Origin of the sequence: Shewanella sp. SM87 (genome assembly GCF_025653705.1) — a bacterium.
In the GTDB taxonomy this organism is placed as follows: domain Bacteria; phylum Pseudomonadota; class Gammaproteobacteria; order Enterobacterales; family Shewanellaceae; genus Shewanella; species Shewanella oncorhynchi.
In genome coordinates this window covers 13448-29856 of the sequence record NZ_JAKKSC010000042.1, presented here as the reverse complement: position 1 = coordinate 29856, position 16409 = coordinate 13448, and the positions used below count along the sequence as shown (strand labels likewise).

The 16409-nt window shown below is 47.2% G+C and carries 15 protein-coding genes; 7 read left to right on the top strand and 8 right to left on the bottom strand.

The genetic code is table 11. The features are described from left to right. From L5M11_RS21570 to L5M11_RS21560, 3 genes are all read left to right on the top strand, one after another. Nucleotides 1–239: integrase core domain-containing protein (locus L5M11_RS21570; RefSeq protein WP_263193218.1), on the top strand; the 239-nt coding region annotated here is incomplete at its 5' end. Nucleotides 240–482: 243 nt separating this feature from the next. Further along, nucleotides 483–905: a hypothetical protein gene (locus L5M11_RS21565; RefSeq protein WP_263186130.1), complete on the top strand. Its 423-nt coding sequence runs from the start codon at nt 483–485 to the stop codon at nt 903–905. Nucleotides 906–1576: 671 nt separating this feature from the next. After that, nucleotides 1577–1906: a cysteine-rich CWC family protein gene (locus L5M11_RS21560; RefSeq protein WP_263186129.1), complete on the top strand. Its 330-nt coding sequence runs from the start codon at nt 1577–1579 to the stop codon at nt 1904–1906. Between the two features lie 23 nt (nt 1907–1929). On the opposite strand, the gene L5M11_RS21555 is transcribed toward L5M11_RS21560, so the two are convergent. Beyond that, entirely contained in the window at nt 1930–3045 is a 1116-nt protein-coding gene (locus L5M11_RS21555; RefSeq protein WP_263193217.1) for an energy transducer TonB, read from the bottom strand. A gap of 159 nt (nt 3046–3204) precedes the next feature. Next, a complete protein-coding gene (locus L5M11_RS21550) occupies nt 3205–4026 on the bottom strand; it encodes a hydratase (protein ID WP_263193215.1) in 822 nt (273 codons plus the stop codon). Nucleotides 4027–4344: 318 nt separating this feature from the next. On the opposite strand from L5M11_RS21550, the gene L5M11_RS21545 reads away from it, so the two are divergent. Both L5M11_RS21545 and L5M11_RS21540 read left to right on the top strand, forming a co-directional pair. Then, complete coding sequence (locus L5M11_RS21545) at nt 4345–5319, top strand: DMT family transporter (protein ID WP_113940039.1); 975 nt, start codon at nt 4345–4347, stop codon at nt 5317–5319. A gap of 29 nt (nt 5320–5348) precedes the next feature. Then, nucleotides 5349–5957, top strand: a complete 609-nt coding sequence (locus L5M11_RS21540; protein ID WP_263193214.1) for an HAD family hydrolase — start codon at nt 5349–5351, stop codon at nt 5955–5957. Between the two features lie 56 nt (nt 5958–6013). Here the strand turns inward: L5M11_RS21540 and L5M11_RS21535 are convergent, their stop codons facing one another. From L5M11_RS21535 to uvrA, 6 genes are all read right to left on the bottom strand, one after another. Further along, nucleotides 6014–6526 carry a hypothetical protein gene (locus L5M11_RS21535; protein WP_263193213.1) on the bottom strand — a complete coding sequence of 171 codons (513 nt, stop codon included), beginning with the start codon at nt 6524–6526 and terminating at the stop codon, nt 6014–6016. 153 nt (nt 6527–6679) lie between these two features. After that, entirely contained in the window at nt 6680–7027 is a 348-nt protein-coding gene (locus L5M11_RS21530; RefSeq protein ID WP_263193211.1) for a hypothetical protein, read from the bottom strand. 67 nt (nt 7028–7094) lie between these two features. Further along, nucleotides 7095–7250, bottom strand: coding sequence for a hypothetical protein (locus tag L5M11_RS21525; RefSeq protein WP_168825603.1), 156 nt, complete (start codon nt 7248–7250; stop codon nt 7095–7097). A gap of 141 nt (nt 7251–7391) precedes the next feature. Further along, nucleotides 7392–9314, bottom strand: coding sequence for a DEAD/DEAH box helicase (locus tag L5M11_RS21520; RefSeq protein ID WP_011847889.1), 1923 nt, complete (start codon nt 9312–9314; stop codon nt 7392–7394). A gap of 194 nt (nt 9315–9508) precedes the next feature. Further along, nucleotides 9509–10678 carry a M28 family peptidase gene (locus L5M11_RS21515; RefSeq protein ID WP_263193209.1) on the bottom strand — a complete coding sequence of 390 codons (1170 nt, stop codon included), beginning with the start codon at nt 10676–10678 and terminating at the stop codon, nt 9509–9511. Between the two features lie 184 nt (nt 10679–10862). Continuing rightward, nucleotides 10863–13745 carry an excinuclease ABC subunit UvrA gene (gene uvrA, locus L5M11_RS21510; RefSeq protein WP_263193208.1) on the bottom strand — a complete coding sequence of 961 codons (2883 nt, stop codon included), beginning with the start codon at nt 13743–13745 and terminating at the stop codon, nt 10863–10865. 414 nt (nt 13746–14159) lie between these two features. On the opposite strand from uvrA, the gene L5M11_RS21505 reads away from it, so the two are divergent. Beyond that, nucleotides 14160–15527, top strand: a complete 1368-nt coding sequence (locus L5M11_RS21505) for an MFS transporter (RefSeq protein WP_263193206.1) — start codon at nt 14160–14162, stop codon at nt 15525–15527. A 109-nt stretch (nt 15528–15636) separates the two neighbouring features. Then, on the top strand, nt 15637–16347 hold the full coding sequence (gene ssb, locus L5M11_RS21500; RefSeq protein ID WP_263193205.1) for a single-stranded DNA-binding protein: 711 nt from the start codon (nt 15637–15639) through the stop codon (nt 16345–16347). Nucleotides 16348–16409 lie beyond the last annotated feature (62 nt).

The window sequence follows — 16409 nt, the reverse complement described above, 5'->3', positions numbered from 1 at the left end:
GCCGTCGAGGTAACTGCTGGGATAATGCGCCAATGGAGCGATTTTTCAGGAGTTTAAAAACGGAATGGGTGCCAACGCAAGGCTATAAGAGTTTTATTGAAGCTAAACAAGATGTGACTGATTATATTATTGGCTATTACAGCCAAGTCAGGCCACATCATTATAATGCAGGATTAAGCCCAAATGAATCAGAGCGAAGATTTTGGGAAGATTCTAAAACCGTGGCCAAATTTAGTTGACCACTACATTGCGTCAAATATACGTATCGGACCAAATTGGACAGGAGAAAATCTTTCGGGTACTACGTTCGAAGCAAATGAAATGATTCGGCGTATCTATCGACAAGGAAAGCAAACTAGTAAAAACACCTAACGAGCGCATTAAGAGGCGGACATAAAAAGCTTGGCTTGTGTACGTTCCTCTCAAATTATAGCCAAGCATTTTGCCCCGTTTATGCGGGCGTTAGCTATACAGGGAGTTCTATGAGCGATCCGCAAAAAACTTGGGAAGAATATTACGCCCGAATCAAAAACAGAAAAATAGATGAAGCAACTCAATTATGGAATGCTGTTGTAAGCTCTGGAGCAAATGAGGAAACAGTTTTCGCTATAGATTTTTCTCATTTTTGTGACGTTTCATCGAAGTTAAATAAATTAGCCCAACAGCTCAGCGAAAACTATGAAATAGAGCTGAGTGAGGTTGACGAAAAAGGGTATCAATTCTTAACTGGTACAACTCGCCCTTATGGTAATGAATTGAGTGAAGAAGACTTCATAAACTGGGTATCTTTTATGTGTGACGTAGCTCAGTCATACACTTGCGTATTTTCAGAGTTTTCGCTGGAAAGTCCAGAGCTTGGTTTAGTATGGTCAAATACAGAATTTGAATCGGAAAAGTATAGTTAACAAGCACATTAAGTGAAGGGACTGCTAAAAGCTTGCTCGATTTTGCTTCGCTATACATTTTAGCAAGCTATTATCAGCCCCTTGTGCGGGTCCTAAAGGATTCCTCGAAATAAATACTTTATCTATTCAACCTTCGAATTAACAACAAAATGAGTTCACCGTGTATGCATCTGTGAACACACTTGCTATAGCACAGGAATGCGGTTCACTGAGCCAAATGAATACATCCAAATATCATTTAAGTTAGATAACTTGATGAATACAACCAATTGAACTTTATTGAAACATCCATTGTTAAATTTAGCGACAGGTATACTTGGGAATTAACGAGATTAAGTACTTGCATGGAAGTGACCGTTGGCGGCAAGGATGCCGTCGTCGAGCCCTCAGGGATGACTCATTTCTAAATCAAAGTTGGCGTGTCACTGGAGTGCAAGTGCTTAATCTTTTGGCAAATCAGAAAAGGACGCTTTACAGTATCTGACCGATAGAGGCATAGAGAATATCAACATAATGTGTCGAGCCTAGGGTAAACAATGACAATTGATACCAACGCAACTGATGATACAGTTATCTTTCTTTGTGGCAAAGCAACTCAACTTGAGTGGCTAAAAACCGTTATGATCGCCATCTCTAAGAATAAATAACCTATGTTATTTACGAGGATATTGATGTCCAAGTCGTTACAAGATTTAAGTGTTACGGAATCACAAATTTGCCCTCTGTGCCAAGGCGCGAATCAATGTGCTGTGATTGTTGGTAAGGGTATTGAGGATTGTTGGTGTACTAAGCAGGTGTTTCCGCCTTTGGCGGTGTTGCAAGCGCAAGCATCAGATTCGCTGCAAGGGGCAATCAGCCCCATTTTACCGTCTGCCGATGCGTGTATTTGCCAAACCTGTCTAAGCAAACTCAAGCAGAGTTTAAGTCAGGGGCTGATTGCAACACAGGATGAAAAAAGCCCATCGAGTGTGAGCGACGGGCTAGGTTATGAGGTGAAATAATCTGTTATAGGTTACTGAAAATATTAAGATTTATCAACATAGTAATCTATACGCACTGTGGTTTGAGCTGACACTGGTTTGCCATTGTCAAACTTAGGGGCATAACGCCATTCTTCGATCATTTTTAGTGTGGATTTCTCAAATAGCACACCGCCTTTGGATTCGAGCACTTCAGGGTTTTTCACAAATCCCATCTCATCAACAGTGAAGTTAAGGGTTACATAGCCGCTTTTACGTTGTAGGAGGTAGGACTTGGGGTATTTTGGTACCGTACGAAACAGCGGTTGTTGCTCCTGAGTGTCGGCCCAGGGGCTCATCTTGCCGATAGCAATACAGTGAGCGGTGGATTCGTCACGTTTTCCTTGACGCTCATAGAGTTCGACTAAATAAGCGTGGGCACTTAATGCATAGGGATGGCTAAAGTTAAGGGCTTCAAACTGCTTAACGACTTCTAAAAGCAATGGAATCGCCTTGTCATCATGCTTTTCTGCATACTCAACGGCACCCACTACATAGGTAGCTTTGACTCTGTCTAGGGCATTTTCGGGCAGGATCTCTTTGTAAGTTTCATAGGCCTCGAAGGCATACTCCCTTACCTGAGTCGTATACAATCCTGTGTTGGTGAAGCGATCAAAGGTTGCCATCTTTACATCAGCCAACAGCTTTTTATTTGTTGTTTTTTCTGCAATTTTCAGCGTGCTATCTAAAAGTTCCTTAGCCAAAACCAGCTTAGGAGCCGTTTCTGCTGCGCCGAGTAGCGGGTCGATAAGCTCGGCAGCATGCTCGCCGTAATGCTTTTTATAATTGCTTAATGCGAGTTGATATAACTCATAGGCCTTAGCCGTTTTCGCCGCATTATCACCGTCAAAGAGATTAGGCATGGCCATAGTTTTGAGCGCACCAGCCCAGTTCATTGCTAGATTGGCCAGATCGACACTGTCCTTCGCATATTGAGCTTCGCCCAATTCAAAGGCCCTTTTGGCACTGGCTTCTACTTGGGTGTCATTCCCTTGTTTGAGTGCGGCTTGGTAGTCACTGTAGGCTTGGGAAAAGGTGTTTTCCGAGGCGTTTAAGGCAAGTGAGGTGCTTAAGGTTAAGGCCAGTAGACTTGCTAAGGGTAATATTTTTCCATATAACATCTTGTATATCCTTATATTTTATTCTCTTGGATAATACAAATGTTTCACCCTTGATACAAGCTTGTTTTCAGGCTGTTGGTCACTTTGGAGATTTTAGAAGGCAAGCTTTTGCCAACCTTCTCACCTTGCAGATGGGCTTGGCACTGTGTATTTCATGACTCATTTAGCGACAAACTGCAAACCAAACTGGCCTAGCTCGCCGTAGTGGAATTGGCAGTGCTGATTGAGCGGTAGATCTAACACTCCCGCGTAAGAGCCTGTGATCACATATTGCCCTTGAGTTAAGCCAATGCCTTGGGCGGATAAAAAGTTAACTAACCAGTAGAGTCCCGCCTTAGGGAAACCGTTGGGATGAATGGCGGATTTTTGCAGTGTGTCGCTTTGCTGGTGCTCGCCATTGGCAATATCAACGCTGAGTTCAAAATGACTCATTTCTAAACCTTCTTGCGGATTAAGCACAGGCCCTAACCACAGTCCTTGATTGACTAAGCCATCGGCGAGGGCATCAAAATGCGTCGCTTCACTGGGTGTGTGGTAGCGGCTTTTGATCAATTCCAAGGCTAAGCGTGTGTGGCCTAAGGCCTCGTCGATTTCAGCCTCTGTGTAAGGCGTGCTTCTTGGCGGTAAATCGCGAGCAATCTCGAAGGCGAGTTCGGGTTCGACTCGGGCCAGGCCTTTAGTCGATGGATAGAGTGGGCAAGTGGTCGATTGTTGATACACATCATCTTGATAAATAGGCGCTACGACGGTTTTTTCCGCCGTGGGTAATAGGCATTTCCACGCCGCGATAGGATTGTTATCGCTTGCCTTAAATATTTCTGCTACGGCTTGTTGAATAGCGAAGGCCTGTTCGAAGCTGGTTGGCCTTAGTTCTGGGATCAGTAAATCGCCGCTCGTGCCTGCTGCGCGGCGCTCGGCTAATTCTTTGGCTGCGGTATTAATATGCGTTTTAACTTGTTCGATCGTGGCGGTAGATAACATTAACTTTCCTATTTAAAGCGTTAGCTTAAAAAGAAGTGGCCTAGAGAGTGTATGGTAGAAGCCATTTTTATGGGCCAAATATACTCGGTTATTGGCAACGCGGGAAATGCCAATGTTGGCTTTCGGGGGAAATCTGCTGCAGTTGAATCAAGAGTGCGGCCAATGTTCCAATTATCGTAAGATGCTGAAACTTGCCTCACATAAGTGTCAGCTAAAGTATCCAATCTAACGCGAATGTTTCCATGATTATTGGCTAGATATTGTGTTGGCTCAGTGCCAGAATGGCTGTCTATTTTGCGGTTTCTACTGGACTCCTCCGTGAACCTTAGCCATAACGCCCCTCAGGCAAATAATCATGCTCAACTCGGGCTCCTGTTCATCTCAGTTGCGGTTTTATTTTGGGGCATGTTACCTATAGCATTAAAGCTCTCGGCGGCCTTTATCGATCCCGTGACTCTTACTTGGTTTCGTTTTCTGGTCGCGCTTTTAGTCAGCATAGTGATCCAATGGAGCGCAGGTAGTCTTAAGCAATTTGCAGCACTTGATGCCAAAGTTTGGTTAAGGTTAGTGCTTGCTGGCATTTTCTTGATGCTCAATTATGTGTCTTTTGTTTATTCACTCGATTACCTCGCACCGGGCGCCGCCCAACTGAATTTCCAGACTTCGCCCTTTTTCCTCGCATTTGGTGGTGTGTTGTTTTTTAAGGAACGGCTTAATGCGGTGCAACTCAGCTGTTTTGCAACCTTAGCTTTAGGTATGTTGATGTTTTTCCATCCTAATTTAAATTTTTCTGGGGCTAATAATCATCAGGTTTGGATTGGGGTGATGATCATCCAGTTCTCAGCACTGTCGTGGACTAGCTATGCCTTATTGCAAAAATCCTTACTGAATCGTTTGTCGCCCGCGAACGTGCTCTTAGTGATCTATGGCTTAGGTATTTTCGTAATGGCTCCCTTTAGCGACTTTAGCCAGTTTGTCCGTATGGACAGCTTCGATTGGCAGATAGCACTGTTTTGCGCCGCCAATACCTTGATCGCCTATGGCTGTTTTGGCCAGTCGATGAAGTACTGGCCGACGGCGCAGGTCAGTGCCATGTTGGCCCTAACGCCAGTATTTAGCTTTAGTGCCACGGCGTTAGTGGTGAGCCTTGGCTGGTGGCCAGAAGTATTCCGCGCTGATGAATTAGATGGTTTATCTCTGCTGGGGATTGGCGTGATTATTGTGTCTGTGATGGTGGTGCAATTGCTGCCTATGTACCGTAATCGTCAGGCGAAGCGTTTGCAGGCTGTCTAACGCAGACATTTTATCTATGGGAAAGGCCAGTGATCACTAGACTCAGCGAATTAAAACTTCAGGATATCCGTGGCGTCATCTTCGATCTCGACGGCACCTTAGCGCATTCTAATCCCGATTTTGCTGGGCTGCGGCGGGAGTTGGGGATTCATTCTGGTACGGATATCTTGGCCCATGTAGAGAGTCTGAGTACGGGTGAAGCACGGGCTAAGGCGTTAGACATTGTCCATGAGTACGAAAGACAAAGTTCACTCAAGGCCAGTTGGATTGATGGCGCGCGTGAGCTTATCGAATGCCTACGGGCTAAATCGCTGCCCTTGGCTATTTTGACCCGCAATATGCCGGAAGCGGCGCAAATCACTATCGATAAGCTCGGCATCGATATCGAACTAGTATTAACGCGTTACGATGCGCAGCCTAAGCCGCATCCCGAAGGGATTCATCTTATTTGCCAGCAGTGGCAACTCGCCCCCGCAGATATCTTATATGTGGGCGATTATTTGTTTGATCTGCAAACTGCGCGCAATGCGGGTAGTCACTGCGCCCTCTATTGCCCTGAAACTATTCCCGACTATGCCCAAGCGGCTGATTTACTGGTCTCTTGCTACCACAGCCTGATTAAAGCATGGCCTAAATAATTTATGCTTATGCGGTTAACCTGTTTAGCCGCATATATCTCAATTAACTCCTGTGACTACTTAGGTAATTGCTTACAAAGGTCATCAAATAGTGCAAAACTTTCCGTTAGCACCGTCTGTAATTGATCTTCGTTATAGCACCATGGCTGGCGTTGTGTACGCCAGTCGTTATCCCAGTCAATCTCTTCACCTCGCGCTAACCGCTCTGCAACGGCAATCTGTTGATAGGAGCCGCCACCGATGCGCTTATCTTCACGCCACAAGTCAAAGTTAAAAACTACCCACTGCCGCATCTCCATCATAAGCGTCATATGCGAGTAGGCGAACTTTTTCTCATTTAGCTTGTAATATCCCCCCTCGCTTGTATAAAAACGAATCGGATATGGGAACTGGGCAACCAGCGCCTGTTGACGCTCGGACGGCACCTTAGGATTAAAATCGCCAGGGAGCTTAGGAAAGCGCGCTAACATGGAGGCATAGCGATCGGCAAAATTAACCTCGCGTGCAATGGTAATCACGGGTTGTGATACTTTGTTTAGAATAAATTCACGTTCTTCATTGTCTAACATATCGTCATCCATCTTGACTGTTTATGGTGTTATTACCGCAGCCGTTAAAAGCTAATATCCAATATTTCAATTGATTAAAAATGTTCGGTCAATATCAACGTCGCTTTTATCGCTACGGCCTCGCTAAGAGTCAGAAGATATTTAGCGGTTACTTTATGTATCCAGCTTATCTTGCTTAAGCCCAAGCCGAATACTGTCGACTAATGCCACTAACCAGCAGAGTAAAAAGCCATAGAGCAGCTCATTGGCATTGGCAATTGTGGTCTGGGTTTGTTGCGTGATTTCGGCAGAAATCACGCCGATATCAAGCGGTAAGGTGCCGTTTTGAATATCTAAGGCGATGACTTGCGCCACTTGATAAATTTGCATGAGTAGCAGCACAAGGCTCACGACCGCTAAGCTAAAAAAGACCAGCGCAGTGCGTTTATGTTTTAGGTAAAAATGGCCGCTGCCGGGGGCGACAAAGGCGGATAACAGTCCGGCGTTAAAGGCTTTTTTCATCGAAATACACTAGATGCGTTGTTAAAGTCTACGCCGACACTAATAGAGATGTTGGCTTAAGTGCAAGTTAATTTGCCATTGCGACTAACATTCCAATAAAGCCCGCAAACAGAGTGCAACCGACAAGTACCATGATTAATAACGTTTTATCTTTGTGGCATGACTTAGCGAGTTCGGGCAGTGCCGAGGTAAATGGGGAAGTGATCAGTGCTAAAAAATCCATTTTATATCCTTAAACTAGGCGTTCTTGCACTGACTATATCAGCTTGAAATATCAACTGGTCAGTGTGCTTTGAGCTAGTGCGATGTCAAGACAACAAAAAAGGAGCCTAGGCTCCTTTTTTAGTCTCTAGCTTAAGCTAGATTAGTCTTCACGTGGTTTACGTGGCTTACGCTCACCGGCAGGTTTGTCTGCACGTGGTTTGCGGTCAGCAAATGGCTTGTCACCAGTAGACGCAGCGCGAGGCTTACGATCACCCGCTGGGCGGTCACCTGTTGGACGATCGCCACGTGGTTTACGGTCACCGGCAGGACGGTCTGAACGAGCACTGCGGCCTGAATCAACAAATACTTGATCGCCAGCTTCGCGGATGTTCAATGGCTTGCCACAAACACGTACTTTACGTAGGTGCTGTAACACGTCTTTTGGCATGCCGTCTGGCAGGTCAACAGTGGTCACTGCATCGTAAAGTTGGATTGCGCCAATGTAACGGCTGTCGATGTTAGCTTCGTTTGCGATAGCGCCAACGATGTTACCCACACCCACACCATTCTCACGACCTACGTCGATCACGTAACGGCACATTTTTAAATCTGGGTTGTCTTTCAACGCTTCAGCTGAGCCTAAGCTGGCTGGCATTGGACGCGGTTCGCGACTTCTGCGTTCACCACGCTCACCACCACGGTCATTACGATCACTTCCGCGGTCGCTACGTTCAGTGCGCTCACTGCGTTCATCACGAACACGTTCTTGAATTGCTGGCAATTGCAAAGGACGTTCTTGCTGAACTTGCTGTAATAATGCAGCGGCTAGCAGATCGGTATCGACTTCTAACTGTTGGCATAATTGAGCAACAGCTTCTTTCATGAAATCTAAATCGCCGTTGATTGTTTCAGCCAATTGCTCACCTAAGCGAGACAGACGACGTTCTGCAACAGTCTCTGGGCTTGGGATTTTCATTGGTGAAATGCGGCTGTTAGTTGAACGTTCGATAGTGCGCAGCATGCGCATTTCACGGCTCGTTACAAACAGGATCGCCATACCAGTACGGCCAGCACGGCCTGTACGGCCAATACGGTGTACATAAGCTTCGGCATCATATGGAATATCGTAGTTCACAACGTGACCGATACGCTCAACGTCAAGACCACGGGCTGCAACGTCAGTCGCGATCAGAATGTCTAACTTGCCACGTTTCAGTTGATCAACTGCACGCTCACGGGCTTGCTGGTTCATGTCACCGTGTAGTGGTGATGAAGCATAACCGCGGGCTTCTAACTTTTCAGCTAACTCAACACATGAGTTACGAGTACGTACGAATATGATCACACCTTCAGTGTTTTCAACTTCTAATACACGTACTAAGGCTTCAAGTTTGTTGTGTTGTGATACTTGTACGAAACGCTGTTCGATTGACTCAACCGTCGTTTGGCTTGATTCGATACGAACATGTACAGGATTACGTAAGTGCTGGTTAGCAACACGCTTAATTTGCTCTGGCATAGTGGCAGAGAATAACGCCAGTTGGCGTTCGCTTGGCGTGTGCTCAAGGATCCATTCTATATCATCGATGAAGCCCATTTTTAACATTTCATCGGCTTCATCGAGCACTAAGGCTTGTAATGAATCGAGTTTCAAGGTGCCGCGACGCATATGGTCCATAACACGACCTGGCGTACCAACGATAACTTGTGGGCCGCGTTTCAGGGCATTCAACTGTTGTTGCATGCTTTGGCCGCCGTAAATTGGAAGAACGTGGAAATTCTTCATAAATTTGGCATAGCTACTGAACGCTTCAGCAACCTGCACGGCTAATTCACGTGTTGGTGCTAATACTAAAATTTGCGGTGTAGTTTGGCTGGTAACTTTGTTTAATAGTGGTAACGCGAAGGCGCCAGTTTTACCTGTACCTGTTTGCGCTTGACCTAAAATATCTTTGCCAGCCATAAGTGGATCGATACTGGCTGATTGGATTGGCGTTGGTTTTTCATAACCTAGCTCGTCAAGAGCACGCAACAAATTCTCGGATAGGCCGAGTTCACGGAAAGTTCTTTCATCGGATGACATTGGGTTGTAGCCTTGTGGATGCGCGCGCGAAATGGCGCTAAAGTTTCACAGACAGAAAATCAACCCCGTGTCGATTTCCCGCGAACGACGGATTATAGCAGCATGGCGGCCACTTTACCAATCAGAGTCACGCGATTTAACCTGTTTTCTGCATTTTTTTCGCTAAAACTGAGCAAGAAACGCGCCACTTCCCATTAATTCTTTAAATATTCAACATTTAATTGAAGTAACTCGAATGCTGACTCTGTCACTGCCGCAAGAAAAGTGATGTCGATTGTCGCGACGGTATCCTCTGGTGTGTGATATTGGGGATGGGTCGGCACACCAAAATACAGCCAAGGGATATTCGCTTTGTGGAAGGGGTAGTGATCCGACGCCCGCAGCCAATCGGTACTTTGTATGCTTCGACCAACGGGTTTAGGGTGCGTGAGTTTAATGCAAAGTCGGTTCTGCTGATTCAGTAGGGGTTTAAATTGATTGAACTGAGTGAAGTTTCGACTGCCTTCTAGGTAAATCCCATAGGGCCTGCCGGGGTGACTCACCATATCTAAATTCAACATCAGCTCAAAAGTCGCTTCTGGCAGGCGGGTTTTGAGTTGTTCAACCAAGGCGATACTGCCATAGAGCCCGGGTTCTTCGGCATCGGTTGCCACAAACATCAGGTTCACCTTAGGCAAGGTATTGGGTTGTAGGGCAAATTGCTGTTGCCAATGTTTGGCAATGGCGAGCATAGCGGCGACGCCCGAGGCGTTATCATCGGCGCCGTGGTAAATCTTACTGCCGCTCAATCCTAAGTGATCATAGTGGGCGACGATAATGCGCCATCGATTCGTCGGTTCTGCCGCCATCGCGGTGGCGACCACGTTGGCACCAGTTTCTTGGGTGAAGAAGGTTTGATATTCAAAGGGCACGATAAAGTCCGCACCCCAAGGCTGTAAACCTAGCCCCTGAAATTGCTGCTTTATATAGTCACGACTTTTTGCCGCACCTTGGGTTTGGGTTTTGCGGCCTTTAAATTCATCCGAGCTTAATACTGTGACTGTCGCTTGTAACTCTGTGGGCTCGGCCCAAGTGAGTTTTAGCTCAGTGCGTGCACAGGTTTCGGCTGAGTTAGCGCAGCCAGTGAGGGTCGTTGAAACAACGCAGGCCAGTGCTAATAAGCCAAGTCTTTGGGATTGATGTCTTATAAGGTGCGTGATCTTGAACTTGGCGAGCCGCTGACCGATACGACTGTGGTTGAATAGAGTCGATGCACTTAGGTTTACGTCACTGAGGTTTATGTCGCTTAGGTTTTTACTTAAAAGTGATTGATACTGCTTCGGTAATATAAGGTGAGTCACTGGGGACTGAGTGCTATCACGCATGGACATTCCTTATCGCTGAAGCCTTCGCCAGAAGATGAATATCATCTTTGCCTAAATCCGATTCTAATTCAATGAGATCTATATGTATGCGATAGCTTAAGCATATTGGATTGCTGAGCGAAAAAAAGCGCAGTGCTTAGGGCGACTGCGCTTTTATTATTCAGACCGCGGCATGAACCGAATGTTAAGCCTTAGCTTTATTGGCCTTTGCCAGCTCGATATCCCGTTTTAGCAGTGGCTTTAAGAAGCGTGCCGTGTGGGAGGTTGGATGCTCGGCGACTTCTTCCGGCGTGCCTGTGGCTAAAATCATACCGCCACCACCGCCACCTTCTGGGCCTAAGTCGATAATCCAGTCTGCGGTTTTGATCACATCCAGATTATGCTCAATCACCACAATCGTGTTGCCGTGGGATTTGAGACGATGCAACACGTCGAGCAGCAATTGAATATCGGCAAAATGTAAGCCCGTGGTCGGTTCATCCAAGATATACAAGGTTTGGCCCGTGTCACGCTTAGACAGCTCTTTGGCAAGTTTCACCCTTTGGGCTTCACCGCCCGAAAGTGTGGTCGCACTTTGGCCGAGACGCACATAGGACAAACCCACATCCATCAAGGTTTGTAGCTTACGGGCAATGGCAGGTACGGCATCGAAGAACTGACGCGCATCTTCCACTGTCATCTGCAGTACTTCGTGAATATTCTTGCCTTTATAGCGTACTTCTAAGGTTTCGCGGTTGTAGCGCTTACCTTTACAGGAATCGCAGGGCACATACACATCGGGGAGGAAGTGCATTTCGACCTTGATCAAGCCGTCGCCTTGGCAAGCCTCACAGCGTCCACCTTTAACGTTAAAGGAGAAGCGGCCGACTTGATAACCGCGAGTGCGTGACTCTTGGGTTCCGGCAAAAATTTCGCGAATTGGGGTGAAGATGCCGGTATAAGTGGCCGGATTCGAACGCGGTGTGCGACCAATCGGACTTTGGTCGATATCGACCACTTTGTCGCACAGTTCCATCCCTTCGATACGGTCATAGGGTGAAGGCTCGTCCACAGTCGCCCCGTTGAGCATTCTATGGGCGATTTTGAAGAAGGTATCGTTGATTAAGGTCGATTTACCCGAACCCGATACGCCCGTCACACAAGTGAATAGGCCAATGGGAATGGTTAAATCCACATTACGCAGGTTATTACCGCGCGCGCCAAACAACTCAATTACTTGAGTTTTGTCGAACGGAATGCGCGGTGTATCGATATGAATGCAGCGCTTACCAGAAATATATTGTCCGGTAACTGACTCTTCACAGGCGATGATCTTCTCAATCGGACCGTCGCAAATGACTTCGCCGCCGTGTACACCTGCGCCTGGGCCGATATCGATCACGTGATCCGCCATGCGGATCGCATCTTCGTCATGCTCAACCACAATCACAGTGTTGCCCAAATCCCGCAGGTGGATCAGGGTTTGCAGCAGACGTTCGTTATCCCTTTGATGCAGACCAATTGAGGGTTCGTCGAGCACATACATCACGCCGACGAGCCCTGCACCGATTTGGCTGGCGAGTCGAATACGTTGGGCTTCACCGCCCGAGAGGGTTTCTGCCGAGCGCGATAGGCTCAAATAATTGAGGCCCACGTTAACGAGGAAACCTAAGCGATCGCGGATTTCCTTTAAAATCTTCTCGGCGATCTGGGCCTTTTGGCCGCTAAACTCGACTTTTTCGAAGTAATCTAAGGCTTCGCCAATCGACCAAGTGGTGAGTTGCGGCAGATTGATATCGCCTAAAAATACGTTACGGGCTTCTTCGCGCAGACGCGAACCACCACAGCTTTGGCAGGCTTGGGTGTTGATAAACTTGGCTAATTCGTCACGTACCGAGTTGCTTTCGGTTTCGCGATAGCGCCTGTCCATGTTGTTGAGAATGCCTTCGAAGGGGTGATTACGCACCACCACATCGCCGCGATCGTTGATGTACTTAAAGGCAATGCTATCTTTGCCTGATCCGTACAGGACGATTTTGCGGACTTTTTCGCTGAGCTGCTCATAGGGCACTTCGACATCGAACTTATAGTGTTCGGCGAGTGAGCTGAGCATTTGGAAATAGTAGAAGTTGCGTCTATCCCAGCCGCGAATCGCGCCGCCAGCCAGTGACAGCTCAGTGTTGCTGATCACGCGCTCAGGATCGAAAAATTGTTGTACTCCTAAACCATCACAGGTTTGGCACGCGCCGGCTGGATTGTTAAAGGAGAAGATCCTGGGCTCTAATTCCGCCATCGAATATCCGCAGTGCGGACAGGCGAAGTTGGCCGAAAAGATCAGTTCTTCGCCTTTTGCTTTACCAGTACCTGTGTCGTCATCCATGGTAGCAACGGTCGCGATGCCGCCGGAGAGTTCCAGTGCGGTTTCGAAGGATTCCGCTAAGCGTTGCTTGATATCGTCACGCACTTTAAAGCGGTCGACGACCACTTCAATCGTGTGCTTAACGTGTAAATCTAAGGTTGGCGGATCGGTTAAATCACACACTTCACCGTCGATACGCGCACGGATATAACCCTGCGCTGATAGACCTTCGAGCAATTTAACGTGTTCACCCTTACGGGCGTTAACCACAGGCGCGAGCAGCATCAAGCGGCTGTCTTGGGGCATTTCCAACACTTTATCGACCATCTGGCTGACGGTTTGCGCCGCCAAGGGTTGATTGTGTGTCGGACAACGCGGCTCACCCACGCGGGCAAACATCAAGCGCAGGTAATCGTAAATTTCGGTAATCGTGCCCACGGTCGAACGTGGGTTATGGGAAGTGGATTTTTGCTCTATGGATATCGCAGGGCTTAAGCCTTCGATATGATCAACATCGGGCTTTTCCATTAAACTCAAAAATTGGCGAGCATAGGCAGATAGGGACTCGACGTAACGCCTTTGCCCCTCGGCATATAAAGTATCGAAAGCGAGGGAGGATTTGCCAGATCCCGATAAGCCCGTGATGACAATCAGTTTATCCCTAGGGATAGTCAGGTTGATATTCTTGAGATTGTGGGTGCGTGCGCCGCGTATTTCAATCTTATCCATCTATCGCTCTAATGCCATATGCTTAAAAAAATGAGCACAAGTATCGCACAGATCGGCGGCTGAGTTTAGTTGATTCTGTGATCTGCACCAATCCTAGGCGGGCACTGGCTTTTAATCGGCTTGCTGACAGTGGCAGTTATGTACCGAGTGGATTAACTAAGATTAATGCGGTTGTTGCGTACTGACTCACAGGACAAATGTGAACACTATGTTAGACTCGGTTCCCTGTGCCTGAGCGTTAAATAGGGCAGAAAAATAAACATGTTAACCCGAGCGCGGTCAATATAGGTCCGTGATAATAGGGATAAAAGTTAACTGTACAGGTAGTGGTTTAGGTCACTATTTCCTTTTGAGCAAATCCTTTTGGGTGTGGTAACATGCGCCCCTTAAAAGACTTCAATCCAGGGCAAAATCATGGGTAACAACGGACTTTCGGGTACGGAAAAAAAAGTCGCGTTTTCTTTAGCCAGTGTATTTGGTTTACGCATGATGGGCTTGTTTATGATCATGCCTGTCTTTGCACTTTATGGTCAGCACCTCGAGGGCTTCTCGCCTCTGTGGGTGGGTATTGCTATTGGCGCCTATGGTTTAACCCAAGCCGCGCTACAAATCCCCATGGGGATTTTATCTGACAAATATGGTCGTAAGCCGATTATTTTGGCGGGCTTAGTGGTGTTTGCTATTGGTAGTTTGATTGCTGCTAATGCTGAGACGATTTATGGTGTGGTGTTTGGCCGCGCAGTGCAGGGTATGGGCGCGATTGCGGCTGCCGTATTAGCGTTGGCCGCAGATTTAACCCGCGACGAACAGCGTACTAAAGTGATGGCGATTATTGGTATGTGTATCGGCGCCTCCTTTGCGCTGTCTTTACTGGTCGGGCCGATTGTTGCGCAACATGTGGGTTTATCGGGTCTGTTTTACCTCACGGCCATCCTCGCTGTGTTGGGCATGTTGATTGTGCAGCTTTTAGTACCGAGTCCGATTACCCATGCGCCTAAGGGCGACACGTTAGCGACGCCTGCCAGACTCAAGCGGATGTTAACCGATCCGCAGTTGTTTAGACTCGATGCGGGAATTTTTATCCTGCATTTAGTGTTAACTGCGGTATTTGTGGCTTTGCCGCTGGATCTTGTTGATGCCGGTTTAGTGAAGGAAAAACACTGGATGCTATATTTCCCTGCTTTTGTGGGGGCGTTTTTCCTGATGGTGCCGTTAATCATTATCGGCGTTAAACGTAAGAATACTAAAGCTATGTTCCAAATTGCTCTTGTGATCATGATAGTGGCATTACTGGCGATGGCCGCATTCTCTAGCAACCTTTGGGTATTAAGCTTTGCCGTGGTGCTGTTTTTCACTGGCTTTAACTATTTAGAAGCCTCATTGCCCAGTTTGATTGCTAAATTCTGCCCCGTCGGCGAAAAAGGCTCGGCCATGGGCGTGTATTCCACTAGCCAGTTTTTAGGGGCCTTTTGTGGTGGTATGCTGGGCGGTGGCGCCTTCCAATTAGTGGGCGCGGTCGGGGTGTTTATTGTTGCTGTGATCTTAATGTCTATTTGGTTATTCCTGACATTGGGTATGGAAAATCCCGTGCTGTTAAAGAGTTACACCTTAGAAGCCGAAGTCAAAGACAAGGCGCAAGCGCGGGATATGGCAACCCAGTTATCCCAATTAATGGGCGTTGTTGAAGCCATAGTCGTACTGGACGAGAAAGTGGCTTACTTAAAGGTTGATGAGCATTTCGATTTAAGAGAAGCACGAGCTGTGTTAGGCTCTGCTCAATAATATCTGGGTCTGCCGTGTGGTATTTGGGGAAGCTGATTTTCCTCTACGGCGACACAGATAAACAACATACTGAATTAATAGATTATTTAAAGAATCGCAGGAGATTTCAATGGCCAGTCGTGGTGTTAACAAGGTAATTTTGGTTGGCAATTTGGGACAAGATCCAGAAGTGCGTTATATGCCAAACGGTAATGCAGTCGCTAACATCACAGTTGCGACCAGCGAATCGTGGAAAGACCAACAAGGTCAACAGCAAGAGCGTACTGAATGGCACCGTGTGGTTCTGTTCGGCAAATTAGCTGAAATTACAGGTGAATACCTGCGTAAAGGTTCACAGGTTTACCTCGAAGGTAAACTGCAAACCCGTAAGTGGAAAGACCAAAGTGGTCAAGAGCGTTACAGCACTGAAGTGGTTATCGACCAAAGCGGTAGCATGCAAATGCTAGGTAGCCGTGGTCAAGGTGGCCAGGCACAAGGCGCACCAATGGGCGGCGGCATGCCACAAAACGCAGGTTACCAATCTGCACCACAACAAGCGGCTCCTGCACAAAATCAATATGCGCCAGCGCCTCAAGCTGCACCTGCTTACCAAGCGCCAGCTCAGCAACAATATGCTGCGCCAGCACCTGCCCAGCAGCAAGGTTATGGTCAACCACAGGCTCAACAACCACAACAAGGTGGTTATGCGCCTAAGCAACAAGCCGCTCCAGCGCCAGCTTATCAAGCGCCTGCAGCACCAGCACAGCGTCCAGCGCCACAACCACAGCAAAACTTCACTCCAGATTTGGATGATGGCTGGGATGACGATATTCCATTCTGATTTTCACCTGAGACCATGTAATGTAAATTTTAATTAATTATCTATTAATAATTAATACTTTA